Origin of the sequence: Streptomyces shenzhenensis (assembly GCF_003688995.1) — a bacterium.
Classification (GTDB): Bacteria; Actinomycetota; Actinomycetes; order Streptomycetales; family Streptomycetaceae; genus Streptomyces; species Streptomyces shenzhenensis_A.
In genome coordinates, this window is record NZ_PENI01000011.1 from 1 (window position 1) to 21,977 (window position 21,977).

13 protein-coding genes are annotated in these 21,977 nt (G+C 73.1%); 5 read left to right on the plus strand and 8 right to left on the minus strand.

What is annotated here, in order from left to right:
- On the minus strand, positions 1-470 hold a 470-nt coding region (locus tag CTZ28_RS18590), incomplete at its 3' end, for a maltotransferase domain-containing protein (RefSeq protein ID WP_121890947.1).
- Between the two features lie 361 nt (positions 471-831).
- On the opposite strand from CTZ28_RS18590, the gene glgP reads away from it, so the two are divergent.
- The gene (glgP, locus tag CTZ28_RS18595) at positions 832-3,453 is read left to right on the plus strand and encodes an alpha-glucan family phosphorylase (protein ID WP_121890615.1); all 2,622 of its coding nucleotides are present in this window, start codon (positions 832-834) and stop codon (positions 3,451-3,453) included.
- Positions 3,454-3,843: 390 nt separating this feature from the next.
- Here the strand turns inward: glgP and CTZ28_RS18600 are convergent, their stop codons facing one another.
- The 7 genes from CTZ28_RS18600 to glgX form a co-directional block, all read right to left on the minus strand.
- Positions 3,844-4,359, minus strand: coding sequence for a DUF1990 domain-containing protein (locus CTZ28_RS18600; protein ID WP_121890616.1), 516 nt, complete (start codon positions 4,357-4,359; stop codon positions 3,844-3,846).
- A gap of 71 nt (positions 4,360-4,430) precedes the next feature.
- Complete coding sequence (locus tag CTZ28_RS18605) at positions 4,431-6,086, minus strand: M4 family metallopeptidase (RefSeq protein WP_121890618.1); 1,656 nt, start codon at positions 6,084-6,086, stop codon at positions 4,431-4,433.
- A gap of 351 nt (positions 6,087-6,437) precedes the next feature.
- A complete protein-coding gene (locus CTZ28_RS18610; RefSeq protein ID WP_121890620.1) occupies positions 6,438-8,198 on the minus strand; it encodes an ABC transporter ATP-binding protein in 1,761 nt (586 codons plus the stop codon).
- Positions 8,195-9,907, minus strand: coding sequence for an ABC transporter transmembrane domain-containing protein (locus CTZ28_RS18615; protein WP_121890622.1), 1,713 nt, complete (start codon positions 9,905-9,907; stop codon positions 8,195-8,197). Before CTZ28_RS18615 ends, CTZ28_RS18610 begins: the two co-directional genes overlap by 4 nt.
- 118 nt (positions 9,908-10,025) lie before the next feature.
- The gene (locus tag CTZ28_RS18620) at positions 10,026-11,912 is read right to left on the minus strand and encodes an ABC transporter ATP-binding protein (protein ID WP_183154460.1); all 1,887 of its coding nucleotides are present in this window, start codon (positions 11,910-11,912) and stop codon (positions 10,026-10,028) included.
- A complete protein-coding gene (locus tag CTZ28_RS18625) occupies positions 11,909-13,759 on the minus strand; it encodes an ABC transporter ATP-binding protein (protein WP_121890624.1) in 1,851 nt (616 codons plus the stop codon). The genes CTZ28_RS18620 and CTZ28_RS18625 overlap by 4 nt, the downstream gene beginning before the upstream one ends.
- A gap of 428 nt (positions 13,760-14,187) precedes the next feature.
- Positions 14,188-16,443 (minus strand): glycogen debranching protein GlgX, encoded by a 2,256-nt coding sequence (gene glgX / locus CTZ28_RS18630; protein ID WP_121890625.1) that lies wholly within the window; start codon positions 16,441-16,443, stop codon positions 14,188-14,190.
- 234 nt (positions 16,444-16,677) lie between these two features.
- Here glgX and CTZ28_RS18635 point away from each other — a divergent pair, with 234 nt between their 5' ends.
- The 4 genes from CTZ28_RS18635 to CTZ28_RS18650 all read left to right on the plus strand — a co-directional run bounded on the left by CTZ28_RS18635 (position 16,678) and on the right by CTZ28_RS18650 (position 21,890).
- Positions 16,678-17,910 carry a L,D-transpeptidase gene (locus CTZ28_RS18635; protein ID WP_121890627.1) on the plus strand — a complete coding sequence of 411 codons (1,233 nt, stop codon included), beginning with the start codon at positions 16,678-16,680 and terminating at the stop codon, positions 17,908-17,910.
- Positions 17,911-18,086: 176 nt separating this feature from the next.
- On the plus strand, positions 18,087-19,355 hold the full coding sequence (locus tag CTZ28_RS18640; protein WP_398656223.1) for a L,D-transpeptidase: 1,269 nt from the start codon (positions 18,087-18,089) through the stop codon (positions 19,353-19,355).
- 987 nt (positions 19,356-20,342) lie between these two features.
- A complete protein-coding gene (locus CTZ28_RS18645; protein ID WP_121890631.1) occupies positions 20,343-21,110 on the plus strand; it encodes an enoyl-CoA hydratase/isomerase family protein in 768 nt (255 codons plus the stop codon).
- A 276-nt stretch (positions 21,111-21,386) separates the two neighbouring features.
- The gene (locus tag CTZ28_RS18650; RefSeq protein WP_121890633.1) at positions 21,387-21,890 is read left to right on the plus strand and encodes an ATP-binding protein; all 504 of its coding nucleotides are present in this window, start codon (positions 21,387-21,389) and stop codon (positions 21,888-21,890) included.
- The last annotated feature ends 87 nt before the right edge of the window (positions 21,891-21,977 follow it).

Genomic DNA, 21,977 nt, shown 5'->3' on the forward strand with positions numbered 1-21,977 from the left:
TTGATCTGTGCGGTGTGCCGCCAGGTGGTGACCGGATCCCCCCATGCCTCCACGTGGTAGGTCCAGTGGCCCATCGCGTCCGGGGTGACGTCCGCGCCCCAGCGGTCGGTGCCGGGGGCCAGTTCGCGCATCGGGGTCCAGGGGCCGGGCCGGCCCTCCGGATCGCACAGCACCACATTGGCGGCCACCGCGTCGTGGCCCTCGCGGAACACGGTCGCGGAGACCTGGAACGTCTCCCCGACGACCGCCTTCGCGGGCCGGCGCCCACACAGGACCACAGGGCGGACGTCGAGAACGGGTATGCGGCCGACGACGGTGTCCCCGCCCGCGGGCGGCCGCTCCCGGGAGGGTGGCCGGGCACCGCCGCGGCCCGCCGGTGTCACGGCGTCGGCCGTCCGCTCCGGCGGCCCGGCCGACGGGCCGTTCCTGCTGCTGGTCGGGGAGGGTGACGAGGGGTGCGTGGCGGGCATGACCGCTCCTGTCCGCGTCAACGTGGGTGTGTGGGCGGAGGGGTGTGGGGAGGTGGGTCCTGCGGGGTGGCTGCGGTGCGCCTGAGGGGCGTACCGGAGGAGCCTTCCCACCCTATTCGGGTGAGCAATCCGGCACTTCGTTAACTACTCACGCGTATGTCCGCGCACCGGGTCGGCCGCGCATCGCACGCCCCCCTGCGTGCACCGGCGCGGATATGGCCGGTTCCGTCCCGGTCCGGATCCGTCTGGGGGGCGCCCGGCGATGCCCCGGCGGTGGCCGGGCCGACACCGGTACCGTCGGCACAGACGACGAGACGCACGGTGCCGTGCGTCTCCCCGAGCAACCGCGCCGAGGTGGAATGTGAAGGCGATCCGTCGGTTCACCGTCCGTCCCGTTCTCCCCGAGCCCCTGCGCCCCCTGAGCGAGCTGGCGCGCAACCTGCGCTGGTCCTGGCACGCGGAAACGCGCGACCTGTTCCAGTCCGTCGACCCCGGCCGCTGGGCCTCCTCGGGCGGCGACCCGGTACGGCTCCTGGGCAGCGTGCGCCCCGCGCGCCTGGCCGAGCTGGCCGGGGACCGCCGCTTCCTGCGCCGGCTCGCCGCGGTCGCCGCCGACCTCGACGACTATGTCGGCGGGGCGCGCTGGTACCAGACCCAGCCCGCCGGACTGCCGTCCGCCGTCGCCTACTTCTCGCCCGAGTTCGGCATCACGGCCGCCCTGCCCCAGTACTCCGGCGGGCTCGGCATCCTCGCCGGTGACCATCTGAAGGCGGCCAGCGACCTGGGCGTCTCCCTGATCGGGGTCGGCCTGCTCTACCGGCACGGCTACTTCCGGCAGACCCTGTCCCGGGACGGCTGGCAGCAGGAGCACTATCCCGTCCTCGACCCCAACGAACTGCCGCTGACGCTGCTCAGGGAGGAGGACGGCAGCCCGGCCCAGGTCTCACTCGCGCTGCCCGGCGGCCGGCGGCTGCGCGCCCGCATCTGGCTCGCGCAGGTGGGCCGGGTGCCGCTGCTGATGCTCGACTCGGACGTCGAGGAGAACGACCTCGGCGAACGCGGCGTCACCGACCGGCTGTACGGCGGCGGCAGCGAGCACCGGCTGCTGCAGGAGATGCTCCTCGGGATAGGAGGTGTGCGGGCCGTGCGGACGTACTGCCGGCTGACCGGCCACCCCGAGCCCGAGGTCTTCCACACCAACGAGGGGCACGCGGGCTTCCTCGGACTGGAGCGGATCGCCGAGCTCCGCGCGGGCGGACAGGACGTCGACGCGGCGCTGGAGGCCGTGCGGGCCGGGACCGTGTTCACCACCCACACCCCGGTCCCGGCCGGCATCGACCGCTTCGACCGGGAACTGGTCGCCCGTCACTTCGGCCCCGACGCGGAACTGCCCGGCATCGACGTCGAGCGGATTCTGCGCCTGGGGATGGAGACCTACCCGGGCGGCGAGCCGAACCTGTTCAACATGGCCGTGATGGGCCTGCGGCTGGCCCAGCGCGCCAACGGCGTCTCCCTGCTGCACGGGAGGGTCAGCCGCGAGATGTTCGCCGGGCTGTGGCCGGGATTCGACGCCGACGAGGTGCCGATCACCTCCGTCACCAACGGGGTGCACGCCCCCACCTGGGTCGCCCCTGACGTGCTGCGGCTCGGTGCCCGGGAACCCGGGGAGCGGCGCGCCGGGGACGCGCTCGCCGCCGGCGGCGCGGAGCGCTGGGACCGGTTCGCGGGCGTCCCGGACCAGGACATCTGGGAGCTGCGCCGGGGGCTGCGCGAGCAACTGGTGGTGGAGGTGCGGGAGCGGCTGCGTGTCTCCTGGCGGCAGCGCGGCGCCGGTACCGCCGAGTTGGGCTGGATCGACGGCGTCCTGGATCCCGACGTGCTCACCGTCGGCTTCGCGCGGCGGGTCCCGTCGTACAAGCGCCTCACCCTGATGCTGCGCGACCGGGACCGGCTGATGGATCTCCTGCTGCACCCCGAGCGGCCGGTCCAGATCGTGGTGGCGGGCAAGGCGCACCCGGCGGACGACAGCGGCAAGCGCCTGGTGCAGGAACTGGTCCGGTTCGCCGACGACCCGCGCGTGCGCCACCGCATCGTGTTCCTCCCGGACTACGGCATGGCCATGGCGCAGAAGCTCTACCCGGGCTGCGACATCTGGCTGAACAACCCGCTGCGCCCGCTGGAGGCCTGCGGCACCTCCGGGATGAAGGCGGCCCTCAACGGCTGTCTCAACCTGTCCGTGCTGGACGGCTGGTGGGACGAGTGGTTCCAGCCGGACTTCGGCTGGGCCGTGCCGACCGCGGACGGGGCGGGCACGGACCCCGACCGCCGCGACGACATCGAGGCCGCCGCCCTCTACGACCTGCTGGAACAGCGGGTGACCCCGCGCTTCTACGAGCGGGGCCGCGGCGGACTGCCGGACCGCTGGATCGAGATGGTCCGCCGGACCCTGACCCTCCTCGGGCCGAAGGTGCTGGCGGGACGCATGGTCCGCGAGTACGTCGAGCGGCTCTACACGCCCGCCGCCCACGCGCACCGCGCGCTGACCGCGGACGCGGCGCGCGAGCTGGCCGCCTGGAAGGCCCGGGTGCGCGCGGCCTGGCACGGCGTCAGTGTCGACCACGTGGAGGCGACGGCCCCGGCCGCCACCGCGGAACTGGGGGCCACCCTGGGGCTCAGGGTGGTGGTCGGCCTCGGCGGCCTCGGGCCCGACGAGGTCGAGGTGCAGGCCGTCGCGGGCCGGGTCGACCTGGAGGACCGCATCGCCGACGCGACGGCGGTGCCGCTGAAGCCGACGGGCGGCCCCGATCTGGAGGGACGCTGGGTGTACGAGGGCCCACTGTCCCTGGACCGCAGTGGCCCCTACGGCTACACGGTGCGGGTCCTGCCGGCACACCGCCTGCTCGCCTCCGGCGCGGAGCTGGGGCTGGTGGCGTTGCCGACGGAGGATGGTACGGGGGAGGGGGCGGGCGTGCTTTTGCGCTGACCGCTTGGTTTGGCGGGGGTGGTGCGTTGTCAGTTGGCTGCGGGTGTGTTGTGGCTGGTCGCGCAGTTCCTCGCGCCCCTTGGGGGTGCGTTGTTGGTTGTGTGCGGGTGTGTCGTGGTTGATCGCGCAGTTCCCCGCGCCCCTTGGGGGGTGGTGGCGCGTTGCTGTTCGTCTGCGGGTGCGTTGTGGCCGATCGCGCAGTTCCCCGCGCCCCTGGCGGGGTGGGGGCGGGGGTGTCGGTTGTGTGCGGGTGCGTTGTGGCTGGTCGCGCAGTTCCTCGCGCCCCTTGGGGGGCGGTGCGTCGTCGTTCGTCTGCGGGTGTGTTGTGGCTGGTCGCGCCGTTCCCCGCGCCCCTGGCGGGGCGGGGGTGGGTTGTGGTTGGGCGTGCGGTCAGGTGTTTTCGCCGCATAGTTTTCTTAGTACGGTTCCGCAGCGGCGGGCGTATGCGTGCTGGAGGGCGCGGGTTGCCGGGCCGCCTGCGCGGGCGTACCACGAGTTTGCGCGGCTGAAGGCCGCGACGGTCAGCCAGACCGTGCCGTCGCCGGTGCGGTCGACCACGAAGGCCTCCTCGCCGCACTCCGGATGGCCCTCAAGGGTGCCGTACGCCCAGCCGGCCCGGCGGGGTTCCGCCACCGTCCACACCACGCGGCAGGGTGCCTTGACCAGGCCCGCCAGAGTGACCGTGACATCGACGCCGGGGGCCGCCCGGTCGGCGTCCGCCTCGATGCCCACGCCCAGCGCGCGGTGCATCTCCCAGGTGAGGACCGTCTCGACGGCCCGGCGGAACACCTGTTCGCCCTCGCCGATGCGGGTGCGCACATGCAGCGGGTGGAAGCCGGGCGGGCAGGCGGTGAGGTCATCGCGGGTCGCGCCGACCGGCTCATAGGTGAAGTCTGCCGAAGACATGACACCCAAGGGTAGGGCGGCCCCCCGGAATGCCTTCCTCCTGGGGGGCCGCCCCGTCCACTGTCCTCGGATCAGGTGACGTTGACCGCCGTCCAGGCGGCGGCCACCGCGGTGTACTCGGCGCTGCCGGAGCCGTACAGGGCGGTCGCCGCGTTCAGGGTCGCCGTGCGGGCGGCCTTGTAGTTGGTCGTGGACGTCATGTACGTGGTCAGCGCCTTGTACCAGATCTGCAGCGCCTTGTCCCGGCCGATGCCGGTGACCGTGGAGCCGCTGTACGTCGGGGAGTTGTAGGACACCCCGTTGATCGTCTTCGCGCCGCTGCCCTCCGACAGCAGATAGAAGAAGTGGTTGGCGACGCCGGACGAGTAGTGCACGTCCTTGTTGCCCACGCTGGAGGACCAGTAGTCGGCCGAGGCGCCGTCCTTGCTGGGCTTGTCCATGTAGCGCAGCGGGGTGCCGTTGCCGTTGATGTCGATCTTCTCGCCGATGAGGTAGTCGCCGACGTCGGAGGCGTTGTTGGTGTAGAACTCGACGCCGGTGCCGAAGATGTCGGAGGTGGCCTCGTTCAGACCGCCGGACTCGCCCGAGTAGTTGAGGCCCGCGGTGTTGGCGGTCACGCCGTGGCTCATCTCATGGCCCGCCACGTCCAGCGCGGTCAGCGGGTGGGTGTTGCCTGAGCCGTCGCCGTAGGTCATGCAGAAGCAGCTGTCGGACCAGAACGCGTTGACGTAGGCGTTGCCGTAGTGGACCCGCGAGTAGGCGGCCTGGCCGTTGTTCTTGATGCCGTTGCGGCCGAAGGTGCTCTTGTAGAAGTCCCAGGTGGCCTGCGCGCCGTAGGCGGCGTCGGCGGCGGCCGTCTGGTCCGTGGTGGAGCTGGAGGCGGCGCCGGTGCCCCAGACGTCGTCGGCGTCGGTGAACAGGGTGCCGGTGCCGGAGGTCCCGCGCGCCAGGTTGTACGTCTTGTGGCCGCCGCGCGTGGTGTCGTACAGCTGGTACGTCGACCCCGACAGCGTGGTGCTCAGGGTGACCGTGCCCGAGTAGAGGGTCTTGCCGGTGCCGGTCTCGATGCCCTGGTACTCGTAGAGCTTCTCGCCGGTGGCCGCGTCGGTGATGACGTGCAGTTCGTTCGGGGTGCCGTCGTCCTGGAAGCCGCCGACGACGGTCTCGTAGGCGAGGACGGGCTTGCCGGAGCCGGCCCAGATCACCTTGCGGGCGCCGTCCGCCTCGGTCTTGGCCGAGCCGGCGGCCTCGGCGGCGCCCAGCGCCTGCTGCTCGGCCTTGGCGGCGGCGATCCGCGGCGTGAGCGAGGCCACCTCGATGGTGTGCTTCGTGGCCTTGGTGACGCCTTCGGTCGTGCCGGTCCCGGAGGTGTGCACGATCAGGTCGCCGCCGAGCACCGGCAGGCCCGCGTAGGTGCGCTCGTAGCGGGTGTGGACGCTGCCGTCGACGTCCTTCACGACATCCTTGACGACCAGCTTCTCCTCGGCGCCGAGGCCTATGGTGCGGGCGGTCTCGGCGGCGTCGGACCGTGCCTGCTGGAGCAGTTCGCCGCGGGCCGCGGCCGACAGCGCGGTCGGGGCGGCGGCGAGCGGCTTCGCGGCGGCGGCCCCGGCCGGGGTCTGCGCGGAGGCGCTGGCGGTCAGGCCGGTGGTGAAGAGGGCGCCGGCTGCGACAGCGGTGGCGATGGCCAGAGTGGTGCGCTGACGACGCGCGTAGAGGGGGCTCACTCGAACTCCTTCGTGTGGGGGAGTCCGGGCAGCGCGGGGGCGCCGACCGGAGGGAGTGGTGAACGTGCTGTGCTGCGGCGGGTGAAGGAAGAGTGACACCAGGGGTGTGTACATGTCATGACCCTGGCGTGATGTTGACCGAAAACCGGTTGTCCGGGAAGCGCCGCCAGGAGAGGAGCCCAGGTCGCTCCCGGGGTGCGCCCCGGAAGGGTGTGCCGTTCCCGCCGCGGCCGAGTGCGGTTCGCGCGGAGTCTTGTCAGGGCTGCGTCAAAACTTTGGCCGGAATCGGTTCGGTGACCGGATGTTCATGTGTGAACCGTTCCCCGACCTGGACCTGCCCGGCCCGACCGCTCACGGCGTACCGTCCGCGTGCCACGTCCGCCACAGCGCCGCATAGGCCCCGTCGGCCTTCACCAGGTCGTCGTGCGTGCCCAGTTCGGTGAGCCGGCCCTCCTCCAGCACGGCCACCCGGTCGGCGTCGTGGGCGGTGTGCAGACGGTGGGCGATGGCGATGACCGTACGGCCCGCAAGGACGGCGGCCAGGGCGCGCTCGGTGTGCCGCGCGGTCGCCGGGTCCAGCAGGGCCGTGGCCTCGTCCAGGATCAGCGTGTGCGGGTCGGCCAGCACCACCCGGGCCAGGGCGAGCTGCTGGGCCTGGGACCCGTCGGTGGCCGTCCCGCCCGGGCCCAGCCGGGCATCGAGGCCGTCCGGCAGCCCACGCACCCAGGCATCGGCGCCCACCGCGGCCAGTGCCGCCCACAACTCCTCGTCCGTGGCCGCCGGTTCGGCGATCCGCAGATTGTCCCGGACCGTGCCCAGGAAGACATGGTGCTCCTGCGTGACCAGCACCACCTGCCGGCGCAGCCGCTCCGGCGCCAGCCCCGCGATCGGCACCCCGCCCACCGACACCGTGCCCGCGCCCGGCGCGTCGACGCCCGCCAGCAGCCGGCTCAGCGTGGTCTTGCCCGCGCCCGACGGCCCGACCACCGCCATCCGCTCGCCCGGCCGCACCGTCAGATCGACCCCGCGCAGCACCTCACCGCCCCGCTCGTAGGCGTACCGCACCCCGGACACATCGATCCGGTCGTCCGCCGGGGCCGGCGCGCCGCCGTCCGGCACCGAACGCGGTGCCCGGGCCAGCCCCTCCACCCGGGCGAACGACGCGTTGCTGCTCTGCAGTTGCTCGATCCGCATCAGGATCTGGTCCAGCGGCTCGGTGAACTGCCGCAGATACAGCGCCGCCGCCACCACCGCGCCCAGGCCCACCGCCCCGCGCGCGTGCAGCACCCCGCCGACCAGCAGCACCCCCGCCACCGGGATCGTGTACGACACCTCGACCGCCGGGAAGAACACCGTGCGCAGATACAGCGTGTACAGCCGGGTCCGCCGGGACGTCTCCAGCGCGTCCCGGCTCGCCGCGATCCGCCGCTCCTCAAGGCGGAACGCCTCCACCGTCCGGGCCCCCGACGCGGTCGACGCGACGATCTCCGCGATCTGCGAGGTGGCCGCGCCCTCGGCGAGATAGCCGTCCCGGGCCCGGCGCAGATACCAGCGCAGCGCGCACCAGATCGGGGCCGTCCCGAGCACCCCGAACGCGCCCAGCAGCGGGTCCAGCGCGAACACGGCACCGAGCACGAACAGCGCCTGGACGGAGCAGACCAGCAGTTCGGGCCCCACGTCCCGGAGCGTCGTGCCGACCGCGGCCACGTCCGCGGTGCCGCGCGCGGTCAGGTCACCGGTGCCCGCCCGCTCCAGCGTCGCGGCGGGCAGCGCCAGGGCCCGGTCGACGAACTCCTCGCGGACCCGGGCCAGCGTCCGCTCCCCGAACCGGTACCCCACATAGCGGGCCCAGCGCGCCAGCAGCAGCTGGGCCAGCGCACACACCAGGATGCCGAACGCCAGCCGGTCCACCACCCCGACACCGGCCCCGGCCCGCACCTCGTCCACGATCCGGCCGACCAGCCACGGCCCGGCCAGCCCCGCCGCGGCGGCCAGCGCGTTCAGCAACAGCGCGGCGGCGAAGGACCGCCCGTCGGCACGCACCAGCCGCACCGTCGCCCGGCGTACGTCGGCCCGTCCGGCGACGGGCAGCTGTCCCGCGGACGGCGTCACCGCACGACCTCCTCGGCAGCGTCGTCCCGCGCCACCAGGGCCCGGTAGCCGGGCTCGTCCGCGAGCAGCCGGCGGTGGCTGCCGGTGGCCGCGACCTTGCCGTCCACCAGGTAGTGCACGGTGTCCGCGCGGTCCAGCACCAGCGGGGAGGTCGTGGTCACCACCGTCGTACGGCCGGCGCGGGCGGCCCGCAGCCGGCGGGCGACCGTGGCCTCCGTGTGCGCGTCCAGCGCCGACGTCGGCTCCACCGCGAGCAGCACCTCCGGGTCCACCAGCAACGCCCGGACCAGCCGCACCCGCTGCCGCTGGCCGCCCGACAGGCTGCGGCCCTGCGCGGACACCGCCGAGTCCGGCCCGTCCGGCAGGCCCTGCACGATGTCGTCGGCGGCGGCCACGTGCAGCGCGCGCCCCAGCGCGGCGGCGTCGCACTCCCGGTGCCCGGCCACCACCTCCCGCAGCGTCCCCGCGAACAGGTCGGCCTCGTTGTCGGAGACCAGGATCCTGGCCCGCACCTCGGCCAGCGGGATCGCGTCGAGCCGTACCCCGCCCCAGGTGGCGGCGGACGGCGCGAACCGGCCGAGGCGGTCGACCACGGCCGCGGAGTCCGCGGGCCGGGCACCGGCCAGCGCGGTCAGCCGCCCCGGCGGCACCCGCACCCCCGACGCGGGATCGACCAGCGCGGCCGGCTCCGCCGGGCCGGGACACGTCCCCTCGTCCGGCTCCGGGGCGAGCCGCAGCAGCGCCACGACCCGCCGCGCGGCCACCACGCCCCGGCTGAGCTGGTAGCCCATCTCCAGGAAGAAGGCCACCGGCCCGACCAGCACGGCGACATAGCCGTACACCGCCACCAACTCGCCGATGCTCAGCGCGCCCTCGGCGGTCATCCGGGCCGCGAGCCAGGTCACCACCGCCAGGAACAGGGTCGGCAGGCCCACCCCGAGCGCCTGCACCCAGCTGGCCACCGCACCCACCCGGTAGCCCTGCGCCCGCAGCCGCCGTGCGTCACGCCGGAACGCGTCCGCGAACAGCCCCTTGCCGCCGAGACCGTTGAGGACGCGCAGCCCGCCCGCCAGATCGCCGATGCGCGCGGTCAGCACGCCCTGCCGCTCCCGGTACTCGGTCTCCGCCGCCTGCAACCGCACCGTCAAAGGACCCGCGACCAGCGCGATCACCGGCATCCCGAACAGCACGACCGCGGCCAGCAGCGGCGAGATCGACAGCAGCACCCCGGCCACCACGACATAGACCACCACGGCACCCACCCCGGGCCCGACGACGGTCAGCGACTCGGCGATCGTCCGCACATCGCCGACACCGACCGTGACGATCTCCCCGGCCCCGGCCCGCCGCGGCAGCGCGGCCCCCAGCCGCACCGCGTGCCCGACCACCACCTTGACCGTGCGGAAGTTGGCGTCCATCCGCACCCGCGTCATCGTGCGGTGGCGCATGATGCTCAGCCACGAGTTGACCGCCCCGACCAGGAACAGCACCACGGTCCAGGCGGCCAGCGCGCCCAGGTCACCCGCCAGCAGCCCGTCGTCGACCGCACGGGCCATCAGATACGGCGCCGCCGCCATCAGCACCAGCCAGACACTGCCCAGCAGCGCCCCGGCCAGCGACCGGCCCGGCTGGCACCGCACCAGCCACCACAGGAACCGCCAGCCACCGCGCGTGTCGGGTGTCCCTGGATCCTCGTACGCGTCGATCATCCATGCTCCCGTCCCGTTCCGGTCTGCTGAGCGCTCCGCTGGAACTGCCGCGACGTGCCGTCGGCCGGCTGCGGCACCGTCGTGGCCGGCGGTGCCGTTCCCCAGGCCCCGGTCCTGCTCAGGCCAGGCTGTCCCGCCAGGCCCGGTGCAGGTCCGCGAACCGGCCCGTCCCCGCGATCAGTTCGCCGGGGCCGCCGTCCTCGACGATCCGGCCGTGCTCCATGACCAGCACCCGGTCGGCGATCTCCACGGTCGACAGCCGGTGTGCGATCACCACGGCCGTACGGCCCCGCAGCACCGTCGACATGGCCCGCTGCACCGCCCGCTCCCCGGGCACGTCCAGCGAACTGGTCGCCTCGTCGAGGATCAGCACCGCCGGATCGGCGAGCAACGCCCGGGCGAAACCGACCAGTTGACGCTGACCGGCCGAGATACGGCCGCCCCGCTTGCGTACGTCCGTGTCGTATCCGTCCGGCAGCGCGTCGATGAACTCGTGCGCCCCGATCGCCTTCGCCGCCCGCTCGATCTCCTCGCGGGTGGCCTCCGGGCGGCCGATCGCGATGTTCTCGGCCACCGTGCCCGAGAACAGGAACGCCTCCTGCGTCACCATCACCACCCCGCGGCGCAGTTCGGGCGCGGACAGCTCCCGCAGGTCCACGCCGTCGAGCAGGACCCGGCCGTCGGAGGGGTCGTAGAACCGGGCGAGCAGCTTGGCCAGCGTCGACTTGCCCGCGCCCGTCGAACCGACCACGGCGACCGTCTGACCGGCCGGGAGGGTGAGGTCGAAGCGGGGCAGCACCTCGCCGCCGGTGCGGTAGGCGAACCGGACGCCGTCGAAGACCACCTCGCGGCCGGGCCGGTCGGCGGTCGCCCGGGCCGGCAGCCGGCGGGGCGTGCCCGGCTCCGGCACCGACGGGGTCTGCGCCAGCAGGCCCGCGATCTTCTCCAGCGAGGCGGCGGCCGACTGGTAGGAGTTGAGGAACATGCCCAGCCGGTCGATGGGGTCGTACAGGCGGCGCAGATACAGCACCGCCGCCGCCAGCACCCCCAGCGCCAGCGAGCCGGACGCCACCCGGTAGGCGCCCCACAGCACGATCACCGCGACCGCCGTGTTGGCTACCAGCCGGGAGCCGACGACATAGCGGGCCATCTCCAGCAGGGCGTCGCCGTTCGTCCGCTCGTGGCGCCGGTTGAGGACGCCGAACTCGGCGTCGTTCACGGCCTCCCGGCGGAAGGCGCGCACCGGCCGGATGCCGTTCATCGTCTCCACGAACTTCACGATCACCGCCGCGATGGCCGTGGACCGGAGCTGGAACACCCGCCCCGCGCGCCGCTGGTAGAGCCGTACGAGCAGATACAGCGGCCCGAAGGAGGCCACCGCGACCGCGCCGAGGCCCAGGTCGAGCCAGAGCAGCAGCGCCGAGATGTAGACGAAGGACAGGATCACCGTGACGAGTTCCTGCAGCCCCTCGCTGAGCAGTTCGCGCAGCGACTCGACGTCCGTGGTGGAGCGCGAGATGAGCCGGCCCGAGGTGTACCGCTCGTGGAAGTCGACGCTCAGCGCCTGCGCGTGCCGGAAGATGCGGCCGCGCAGATCCAGCAGTACGTCCTGGTTGACGCGCGCGGCCGCCTCGATGAACGCGAACTGGAGGCCGCCGGAGAGCAGAGCGCACAGCAGATAGCCGACGGCGACCGCGATCAGCGGGCCGTGGTCGTCCCGACGGATCGCCGGTACGGCGCTGTCGATGGCGTACGCCACCAGCAGCGGACCGGCCTGCACGGCGGCCTGCTGGAACAGCAGCAGCAGCGTCGTGACGGCGACGCGGGCCTTCAGCGGGGCGAGCAGCGAGCGCAGCAGGGCGGACGTGGCACCGGGCGGCGTGGGCAGCACGTCCCGGTCGAAGGGGTCCCCGGAGTCCAGCGGCCGGAGCGGAGCGTCCCCCGCGTCCGGCCGGGACCCGGAGCCGGCGGCGGGCGGGGGCGCCGACGAGGCGGGAGCGGTCATCGTGCGTCCTCCACTTCCCCGGCCGGCGCACCGGCGGCCCGCGGCTCGCCGGCGCGCTCGTCCCCGGGCTGTTCGCCGGACATCAGGTGGGCGTACTCCGGGTTGGTGCGGAGCAGTTCGTGGTGGGTGCCGACCGCGGCGATGCGGCCCTGGGAGAGCAGGGCGACGCGGTCGGCGAGCAGCACCGTCGAGGGGCGGTGGGCCACGATGAGCGCGGTGGTGTCCGCGAGGACCCGGCGCAGCGCGGCCTCCACGGCGGCCTCGGTGTGCACGTCGAGGGCGGACAGCGGGTCGTCCAGCACGAGGAAGCGCGGCCGGCCCACCACCGCCCGGGCGAGCGCGATCCGCTGCCGCTGCCCGCCGGACAGGCTCAGCCCCTGCTCGCCGACCTGGGTGTCCGTGCCCTGCGGCAGGGTGTGCGCGAACTCGGCCTGCGCGACGGACAGCGCCCGCTCCAGGTCCGCGCGGCCGGCGTTCCCGTCGCCGCCCATGAGCACGTTCTCGCCGACGGACACGGAGAACAGCGTCGGTTCCTCGAACGCCACGGCCACCTGCGTGCGCAGTTCCGCGCGGGACAGGGCGGTGATGTCGTGCCCGTCCAGCGTGATCCGCCCGGCGGTGACCTCGTGCAGCCGGGGGACGAGCGCCGTGAGGGTGGTCTTCCCGCTGCCGGTCGCCCCGACCAGGGCCATGGACTCGCCGGGGCGGATGTGCAGGTCGATGTCGTCGAGGGTGGGCGGGGAACCGGGCGGGGCGTCGGGATAGCGGAACCGGACGCCGTGGAAGCGGAGTCCGCCGTCGGCCGGCCCCGGCTTCCGGACCGGTCCGCCGGCCGCACCCGGCTCCTCCACGTGCGCGTCCCGCACCTCGAAGTACCGTTCCGTCGCCGTCGCCGCCTCCTGCGTCATCGCGAGCAGGAACCCGATCGAGTCCACCGGCCAGCGCAGCGCGAGCGCCGTGCTCAGAAAGGCGACCAGCGTCCCCGCGGACAGCTGCCCGTCCGCCACCCGTACGGCCCCCAGCACCAGCGCCGCCCCGATCGCGGCCTCCGGCAGCGTCACGATGACCGCCCAGATCGACGCCAGCAGCCGTGCTTTGCGCAGCTCCGTGCCGCGCAGCGTCCCCGACAGCTCCCGGAACGCCCGCGCCTGACTGCGGTGCCGGCCGAACCCCTTGATGATGCGGATGCCGAGCACGCTCTCCTCGACGACCGTCGTCAGATCGCCGACCTGGTCCTGGGCGAGCCGCGCCACATGGGCGTAGCGCCGTTCGAAGACCAGGCAGGTCCACATCAGGGGCACCGCGGGCCCGAGGACGATCAGCCCAAGCAGCCAGTCCTGGGACACCATGATCGCCATGCCGACCAGGATGGTCACGCCGTTGACCAGCAGGAACGTCAACGGGAAGGCGAGGAACATACGCAGCAGCATCAGGTCGGTGGTGCCCCGGGAGAGCAACTGGCCCGAGGCCCAGCGGTCGTGGAAGGCCACCGGCAGCCGTTGCAGATGCCCGTACAGCTCCGCCCGCAGCTCCGCCTCGACATGTGACAGCGGCCGGGCCACCAGCCATCGCCGCAGCCCGAACAGGCCCGCCTCCGCGATCCCGAGCAGCAGCAGATACAGCGCGCCCAGCCACACGCCCGCCGGATCCCGGTCGGCTACCGGCCCGTCCACCATCCACTTCAGGACCAGCGGGATCACCAGGCTCAGGCAGGAGGCGACCACCGCGACGAACGCGGCGGTGAACAGCCGCACCCGCACTGGGCGTACGAACGGCCACAGCCGCAGCAGGGTGCGCACGGCGGAACGGTCAGGACGGTCCTCGGTGGTTGCACGTGTCGTGGGCATCACACGGAGCCTACGGACCGGCACCGACACCGCCCACCGAGTTTCGGCCGGACTCCCCTCCCCAATTAGCCCTACGACCAGCGAATACGCACCCCACAGCACCCAGCAGCACACAGGGTCGCACGGAAGCGCCCCCGGGTCGCACACAGCACCCCACACGCCAACGCCCCGCACGCCAGCGCCCCAAAGGGGCGCGGGGAACTGCGCGACAAGCCACAATGGCGCCGCAGTCGAACACCGATGCAGCACGCCCGGTTCGTATGTCAGCGCCCCGCACGGCAGCGCCCCATAGGGGCGCGGGGCTGTATCGATATGCGGCTCCGCCGCGCGGGCGCGACAAGCCACAACGGTGCCGCAGCCGAACACAGGCGCAGCCACAACGGCGCCGCAGACGAACGCCCACGCAACGCACGCCCAACCAGCGGAGCTCAAAGCACGCGCAACAGCAACACCGCCCGCCCCCCCAAGCTGACCGCCGCCCCCGCCCGATGCACCACCCCCGGTGCCGCCGCCTGCTCCTCCCGGGACGTGTCGACGACGACCTCGTAGCGGTCCGCCCACGGCGGGCCGGGCAGGACGAAGGGCGCCGGCCGGTCCCCGGCGTGCAGCACGGCGAGGAAGCTGTCGTCGAGGATCGGCGCGCCCCGCTCGTCGCGGCCCGGTATGTCACGCCCCGAGAGATACATGCCGAGCGCGGCGGCGGGCGCGTACCAGTCGCCCTCGGTCATCTCCTCGCCCCGCGCGGTGAACCAGGCCAGATCGCGCAGGCCGTCCGCCGAGTGCGGGCGCCCGGAGAAGAACGCCCGGCGGCGCAGCACCGGATGCCGGTGGCGCAGGGCGATGAGCCGGGACGTCAGCTCGAACAGGGCCCGCCAGCCGGGCTCCGCCAGCAGCGACCAGTCCAGCCAGCTGATCTCGTTGTCCTGGCAGTAGGCGTTGTTGTTGCCGCGCTGGGTGCGGCCCAGCTCGTCGCCGGCCACCAGCATCGGCACGCCCGTGGACAGCAGCAGCGTGCTGAGCAGGTTGCGCAGCTGCCGGCGCCGCAGCGCCCGGATCCGCTCCTCGTCCGTCTCGCCCTCGGCCCCGCAGTTCCACGAGCGGTTGTCGTCGGAGCCGTCCCGGCCCTGCTCGCCGTTCGCCTCGTTGTGCTTGCGCTCGTAGGACACCAGGTCGCGGAGGGTGAAACCGTCGTGCGCGGTGACGAAGTTGACCGAGGCGTAGGGGCGGCGGCCACCCCAGGCGTACAGGTCGCTGGAGCCCGAAAGGCGGTAGCCGAGGTCGCGCACGTCCGGCAGCGCGCCGCGCCAGAAGTCGCGGACGGCGCCCCGGTAGCGGTCGTTCCACTCCGTCCACAGCGGCGGGAAGGCGCCGACCTGGTAGCCGCCCGAGCCGATGTCCCAGGGCTCGGCGATGAGCTTGACCCGGCGCAGCACCGGGTCCTGGGCGATCACCGCGAGGAACGGGGAGAGCATGTCGACGTCGTGCATCGAACGGGCCAGCGCGGCCGCCAGGTCGAACCGGAAGCCGTCCACGCCCATCTCCGTCACCCAGTAGCGCAGCGAGTCCGTGATCAGACGCAGCACCTGCGGCTGGACGACGTGCAGGGTGTTGCCGCAGCCGGTGTAGTCGGCGTACCGGCGGGCGTCGTCCTGGAGGCGGTAGTAGCCGCGGTTGTCGATGCCCTTGAGGGAGAGCGTCGGACCCAGTTCGCCCGCCTCCGCGGTGTGGTTGTAGACCACGTCGAGGATGACCTCGATGCCGGCCGCGTGCAGGGCGCGGACCATGCGTTTGAACTCGCCGACCTGCTCGCCGGTCGTACCGGAGGCGGCGTAGGCCGCGTGCGGGGCGAAGTAGCCGATCGAGTTGTAGCCCCAGTAGTTCCCGAGGCCACGGCGCAGCAGATGGTCCTCGTGCGCGAACTGGTGCACGGGCAGCAGCTCCACGGCGGTCACGCCCAGCCGCACCAGGTGCTCGACGGCCGCCGGATGGGCCAGCCCGGCGTAGGTGCCGCGCAGTTCCTCGGGGATGCCCGGGTGCAGCTTGGTGAAGCCGCGCACATGCAGCTCGTAGATGACCGAGTCCGCCCACGGTGTCCTGGGCCGGCGGTCGTCGGCCCAGTCGTCGTCATCGTGGACGACGACGCCCTTGGGGACGAACGGCGCCGAGTCCCGGTCGTCGCGCACGGTGTCGGCGACGTGCTGCTCCGGCCAGTCCCGCACATGCCCGTACACCTCGGGTGGCAGCCCGAAGGCGGCGTAATCGCCGTCCACCGCGCGCGCGTACGGGTCGAGGAGCAGCTTGGCCGGGTTCCACCGGGCGCCGGTCCACGGGTCCCAGCGGCCGTGCACCCGGTAGCCGTAGCGCCGGCCGGGCCGCACGCCCGGCACGAAGCCGTGCCATATCTCGTGCGTCAGCTCGGTCAGCCGCACCCGTGTCTCCCGGCCGGCGTCGTCGAAGAGGCACAGCTGGACCGCCTCCGCCCCGCCCGCCCAGAGCGCGAAGTTGGTTCCCTCGGTCCCGTCCGGGCCGGGCCGGAAGCGGGCCCCGAGGGGCGTGGGCGCGCCCGGCCGGGCGGCCGTGGCGGGCGGCTCCGGCCGCCTGGCACCGGCGGTCGCGGCGGCCGGAGCGCCGCCCTGCCCGGCCCGCCCCTGAGCCGCTGCCCGCTGCTCGGCTGCGCTCGTCACCCTGTCGGCCCCTCTGCGTCGGCTCGTCCGCCCACGGGGCGCACCCGGCCCGTGCCATGCGCCGGGGCGCGCCGGACCCTCGGGTCCACGGCGCGCCCGCCCGTATGACACGGCGCGCCCGCGACGGCTCGCGCGGGCGCGGCGGCTCCCCATCTCGTCGTCCTCCCCACTGTTCTGCCCAGAGCGTGCGTCGCACTCACGTTTCCCCAGGGCGGGGCCGTCGTTGAGTCACGCGTGAGGCATCCACATGGGCGCGCACGGCGCGCGACGGCCGCACTGGCCGCGGTGTTGACATGGACAGGGCTGCTGGCGGGCGCCGCCGGCTGCACCTCGGACGGCGCGGACGACCTCGGCATCGACCGGGTGTTCGGCAAGCCACAGACCCCCGAAGAGGCCATCCGCGTCTCCCCGGACGACGGCGGCAAGAACGTGCGCCCCGGCGAACGGCTACGGGTACGGGTGACGAGCGGACGCCTGGAGTCCGTGCGGGTGGTCAAGCACCAGGACGCCCAGGACACCCAGGTCGCCGGGCGCATCATCGGCGACGGCATGGTCTGGGAGCCGGACGAACGGGCGCTCGCGCTCGCCGCCAAGTACACGGTGGACGTCGTGGCCCTGGACGGGCACGGGCGCCGCTCGGCCCGGCACACCGAGTTCACCACCCAGGTCCCGGCGGAGCGGTTCATCGCGTACGTCACCCCGGAGAACCGCTCCACCGTGGGCACCGGGATGATCGTCTCGCTGAGTTTCAACCGGGAGATCGCCGACCGCGCCGCCGTCGAACGCGCCGTCCGCGTCACGGCGAAGCCCGCCGTCGAGATCCGCCCGCACTGGTTCGGCAAGAACCGGCTCGACTTCCGCCCCGAGAAGTACTGGAAGCCCGGCACCAAGGTCAGCGTCGATCTGGCGCTGCGCGACGTCCAAGGGGCGCGCGGCGTCTACGGACTGCAGCGCAAGACGGTCGAGTTCACCGTCGGCCGCAGCCAGATCTCGCTGGTCGACGCGACGGCGCACACCATGCAGGTACGGCGCGACGGCAAACTGCTGTCCACGGTGCCGATCACGGCAGGGGCCCCGGGGAAGACCACGTACAACGGGAAGATGGTGGTCATGGAGATGTACGAGGTCACCCGCATGAACGGCGATACGGTCGGCTTCGGTGGCGAGTACGACATCCCTGACGTCCCGCACGCCATGAGGCTCACCGAATCCGGGACCTTTGTGCACGGCAACTACTGGTCTCCGGAAGCCCCCGGGGTGGTCAACGTCAGCCACGGCTGCGTGGGGCTGAGCGATGTCCAGGGCGTCAGTTCGAGCACGCCCGCGGGCTGGTTCTTCGACCGCAGCCTCATCGGTGACGTCGTCGAGGTGGTCAACAGCGACGACAAGACGGTCGCTCCCGACAACGGCCTCGGCGGATGGAACATGCGGTGGAAGGAGTGGAAGGCGGGCGGCGCGGTCAAATAACAGGGTGGGGAGACCGGTTGGGGCGGCCGACGAGGTGGCCGCCCCCGGCGGAAGTTGCGACGGAACGGTGACCTTTGCCTGACACGTAGCTCAAAATCCTGCGGTTACTATGCGCCAGAGTGCGCGGGGACGTACCGGGGCGGGGGCCCGACCAGGGCCCGGCGAGGGGAGCAGAGTTGAACGTGCGGCCGATATCGGGGGCGTCGGTTGACGCGGGGCGGCGGACGGATCCGGAGGGCGGTGGACGGAGGCGGCACGGGCTGCCGGCGCTCATAGCCGGCGTCCTGCTCATGGCCGTCACCGCGTGCGGCGGTGGAGGGGCGGACTCCGGGTCCGGCTCCCAGGACGGCAAGGGCAAGGACTCCTCGACACAGCAGAGCAAGCAGTCGCAGGCCGTCGTCACCATCGCCCCCGAGGACGGCGCCAAGTCGGTCGGCACGAGCGGGGCGCTGAAGGTCGCCGCGGCCAAGGGCAGGCTGACCGAGGTGGTCGTCAAGGACGCCAAGGGCAGGACGGTCGACGGCACGCTCACCGGTGGGGGCACCGGTTGGCAGCCCGCCACCCATCTGGCCGCCGCCACCAAGTACACGGTGCACGCGGTCGCCAAGGACGCCGAGGGCCGCGAGGCCGCCGAGGACTCCAGCTTCACCACGCTGACACCGCGGAACACCTTCGTCGGCTACTTCACTCCCGAGGACGGCTCCACGGTCGGCGTCGGAATGCCGTTCTCGCTCCGCTTCACCCGTGGCATCACCCACCCCGGGGACGTCGAGAAGGCCGTCAGCATCACGACCGAGCCGGCCGTCGCCGTCGAGGGCCACTGGTTCGGCAACGACCGCCTGGACTTCCGTCCCGAGAAGTACTGGAAGGCGGGCACGAAGGTCACCGTCCGGCTCAACCTCGACGGCGTCGAGGGCCGGCCGGGCGTCTACGGCAAGCAGGCCAAGACCGTGAAGTTCACCATCGGCCGCAACCAGGTCTCCGTGGTGGACGCCAGGAAGCACACGATGAAGGTCACCCAGGACGGCAAGGTCGTCAGGACCATCCCGGTCACCACCGGCAAGCCCGGCTACGACACCTGGAACGGGCAGATGGTCATGAGCGAGAAGCTCACGGTGACCCGGATGAACGGCGAGACCGTCGGCTACGGCGGTGAGTACGACATCAAGGACGTGCCGCACGCCATCCGCCTGACCACCTCGGGCACCTTCATCCACGGCAACTACTGGGGCGGCGGCGCCTTCGGCAACTACAACGCCAGCCACGGCTGTGTGGGCCTGCGCGATGTGCGCGGCGGCGGGGACGGGAGCGCCCCGGCGGCGTGGTTCTTCAACCACTCGATGATCGGCGACGTGGTGGTCGTGAAGAACTCCGACGACCGCACGGTGGCCCCGGACAACGGGCTCAACGGCTGGAACATGACCTGGAAACAGTGGACGGCATAACACCGAACCCCCTGCCGGCGGCTCCGTGGGTCTGCACGGTGACGCGGAGTTCCCGTTTCCGCCGAGCCGACAGCACGTGAACGCCTGCCGGCGGCTGCCGCGCCCTTCAGCGTGCTCCATCAGAGGCACGGCGCCGCAGCGGCTCCGCCGCGTGGGTGCGGGCATCCCACCGGTGTGGTGAGCCGACGGCGCCCCGCCCGCCCTGCGGCGCGTGAAGGCCTGCGGCGGTTGCCACGCCAGTTGCGGGGCGGGTGCACCCCACCCTGCGGGCGAGTCGACGGCGTCCCGTCCGGCCTACGGCGTGTGAACGCCTGCCGGCAGCTACCGCGCCCGGCTGCATGAGTCTGCGCGGGGAGCAGGAGCCCCCCGGCGGCGTGGTTCTCCCGCGCGCTCCATCAGGGACGCGGCGCCGTAGCGCTGTGCGGCTCTGCCACGCGGGTGCGGGCATCCCACCGGGGTGGTGAGCCGACGGCGTCCTGCCCGGCCTACGGCGCGTGAACGCCTGCCGGCGGCTGCCGCGCCGGTTACGGCTGTGTGGGTCTGTGCGGTGGTGGGGAGGTTCCGGTTCCGCCGCGCGTGGGGCGGGCGCACCGCGCGGCGAGCCGACGGCGTCCCGCCCGCTCCGTGGCGCGTGAGCGCCTGCCGGCTTGGGGGCGGGCGTACCCGACCGCGGTGGCGAGCCTGCGGCGTCCCGCTCGCCCCGTGGCGCGTGAGCGCCTGTCGGCGGTTGCCCCGCCAGTTGCGGGGCGCGCGCCATCTACCGCGGTGGTGAGCCGACGGTGTCCCGCCCGCCCCATGGCGCGTGAGCGCCTGCCGGCTTGGGGGGACGGGTACCCGACCGTGGTGGCGAGCCTGCGGCGTCCCGCTCGTCCCACGGCGTGTGAGCGCCTGTCGGCGGCCGCCATGGCAGTCACGGGGCGCGCGCCATCTACCTCGGCGGTGTCTCGGGTGGCCCACGGTGCGTGAACGACCGCTAACCTGCGGAGCATGACCGTACATCTGGAAGTCGCCGAAGGCGTCGGTACGCTGCGGCTCGACCGGCCGCCGATGAACGCGCTGGACGTCGCCGTGCAGGAACGGATCAGGGAACTCGCCGAGGAGGCCACGCGCCGCGACGACGTGCGCGCCGTGGTGCTCTACGGCGGCGAGAAGGTGTTCGCGGCGGGCGCGGACATCAAGGAGATGCGGGCCATGGACCACGCCGCGATGGTCCTGCGCGCCCGCGGTCTGCAGGACTCCTTCACCGCCGTGGCCCGCATCCCCAAGCCGGTGGTCGCGGCCGTCACCGGGTACGCGCTCGGCGGCGGCTGCGAGCTGGCGCTGTGCGCCGACTACCGCATCGCCGCCGACAACGCAAAGCTGGGCCAGCCGGAGATCCTGCTCGGCCTGATCCCGGGCGCCGGCGGCACCCAGCGGCTGCCGCGGCTGATCGGCCCCGCCAAGGCCAAGGACCTCATCTTCACGGGCCGTCAGGTCAAGGCCGACGAGGCGCTGGCCATCGGCCTGGTGGACCGGGTCGTCCCGGCCGCCGACGTCTACACCGAGGCGCACGCCTGGGCCGCGAAGCTGGCGCAGGGACCGGCGATCGCACTGCGCGCGGCGAAGGAGTCGATCGACACCGGCCTCGAGGCGGACCTCGACACCGGGCTCACCGTGGAACGGACCTGGTTCGCGGGGCTGTTCGCCACCGAGGACCGCGAGCGGGGCATGCGCAGCTTCGTGGAGGAGGGCCCGGGCAAGGCCAAGTTCCGCTGAGGTATACCGGCGGAAACACTTGCAGTTGACGCGATGTCTCATCCGGGTCCCCCGACGGGGCGGACTATGGCAGCCTTAAGGCAGTCTTAAGCCTGCCTTGTCGAGGAGGCCCGTCTCTTGCCCGGGAGTGAACCCTTTCCGCAGGTCAACAGGGCTGCCATCAGCCCTGAGATGCCGGTGGTATATGCCGAACGGATGTTGCATGCGGGAACCTCTCCAGGGGTGTTTTCCCCCGGAACGGCCACGGACGGCGCCCGAGGCGGCCATGATGGGGGCATGGCGGGCCTGGAGGGCATGGGACAGCCGCGGGGACACGGCCGTGCGACCGCGGCGCGCTGGTCGCCCGCGGTCGAGGACGAACGGGCCCTCAGAGCACTGGACTTGTTCGGCAACCCCGCCGAGGCCGAGGTCCCGCTGCCGTCCCGCCCCGAGTCGGCGGCCACCGCGCGCCGGCTCGCCCAGGTCGTCGTCCTGCGCCAGTGGGGGCTGACCCCGAAGCTGACCGAGGACGCCGTCCTGCTCGTCTCCGAACTCGTCGGCAACGCCGTGCGCCACACCGGCGCCCGCGTCTTCGGCCTGCGCCTGCGCCGTCGCCGTGGCTGGATCCGGGTCGAGATCCGCGACCCCTCCCGCGGACTGCCCTGTCTGATGCCGGTTCAGGAGCTGGACATCAGCGGCCGTGGACTGTTCCTCGTGGACACGCTGTCCGACCGCTGGGGCGTGGACCTGCTGCCGCGCGGCAAGACGACCTGGTTCGAGATGCGGGTGGCCGACCGCTGACGGCCCGCCCGCCACCACGGGCGTACGCGGCGCTGTGCGGGGCGACCCGACAACTGTCCCTCGATGGGCGCAATCGGCGTTTTTTCT

What these genes read in the sequence shown, in the direction of transcription:
- CTZ28_RS18600 (WP_121890616.1), bottom strand. Translation starts at nt 4,359, where the DNA reads ATGTCTTCGGCAGACTTCACCTATGAGCCGGTCGGCGCGACCCGCGAT.
- CTZ28_RS18615 (WP_121890622.1), bottom strand. Translation starts at nt 9,907, where the DNA reads ATGATCGACGCGTACGAGGATCCAGGGACACCCGACACGCGCGGTGGC.
- CTZ28_RS18620 (WP_183154460.1), bottom strand. Translation starts at nt 11,912, where the DNA reads ATGACCGCTCCCGCCTCGTCGGCGCCCCCGCCCGCCGCCGGCTCCGGG.
- CTZ28_RS18625 (WP_121890624.1), bottom strand. Translation starts at nt 13,759, where the DNA reads ATGCCCACGACACGTGCAACCACCGAGGACCGTCCTGACCGTTCCGCC.
- CTZ28_RS18645 (WP_121890631.1), top strand. Translation starts at nt 20,343, where the DNA reads ATGACCGTACATCTGGAAGTCGCCGAAGGCGTCGGTACGCTGCGGCTC.
- CTZ28_RS18650 (WP_121890633.1), top strand. Translation starts at nt 21,387, where the DNA reads ATGGCGGGCCTGGAGGGCATGGGACAGCCGCGGGGACACGGCCGTGCG.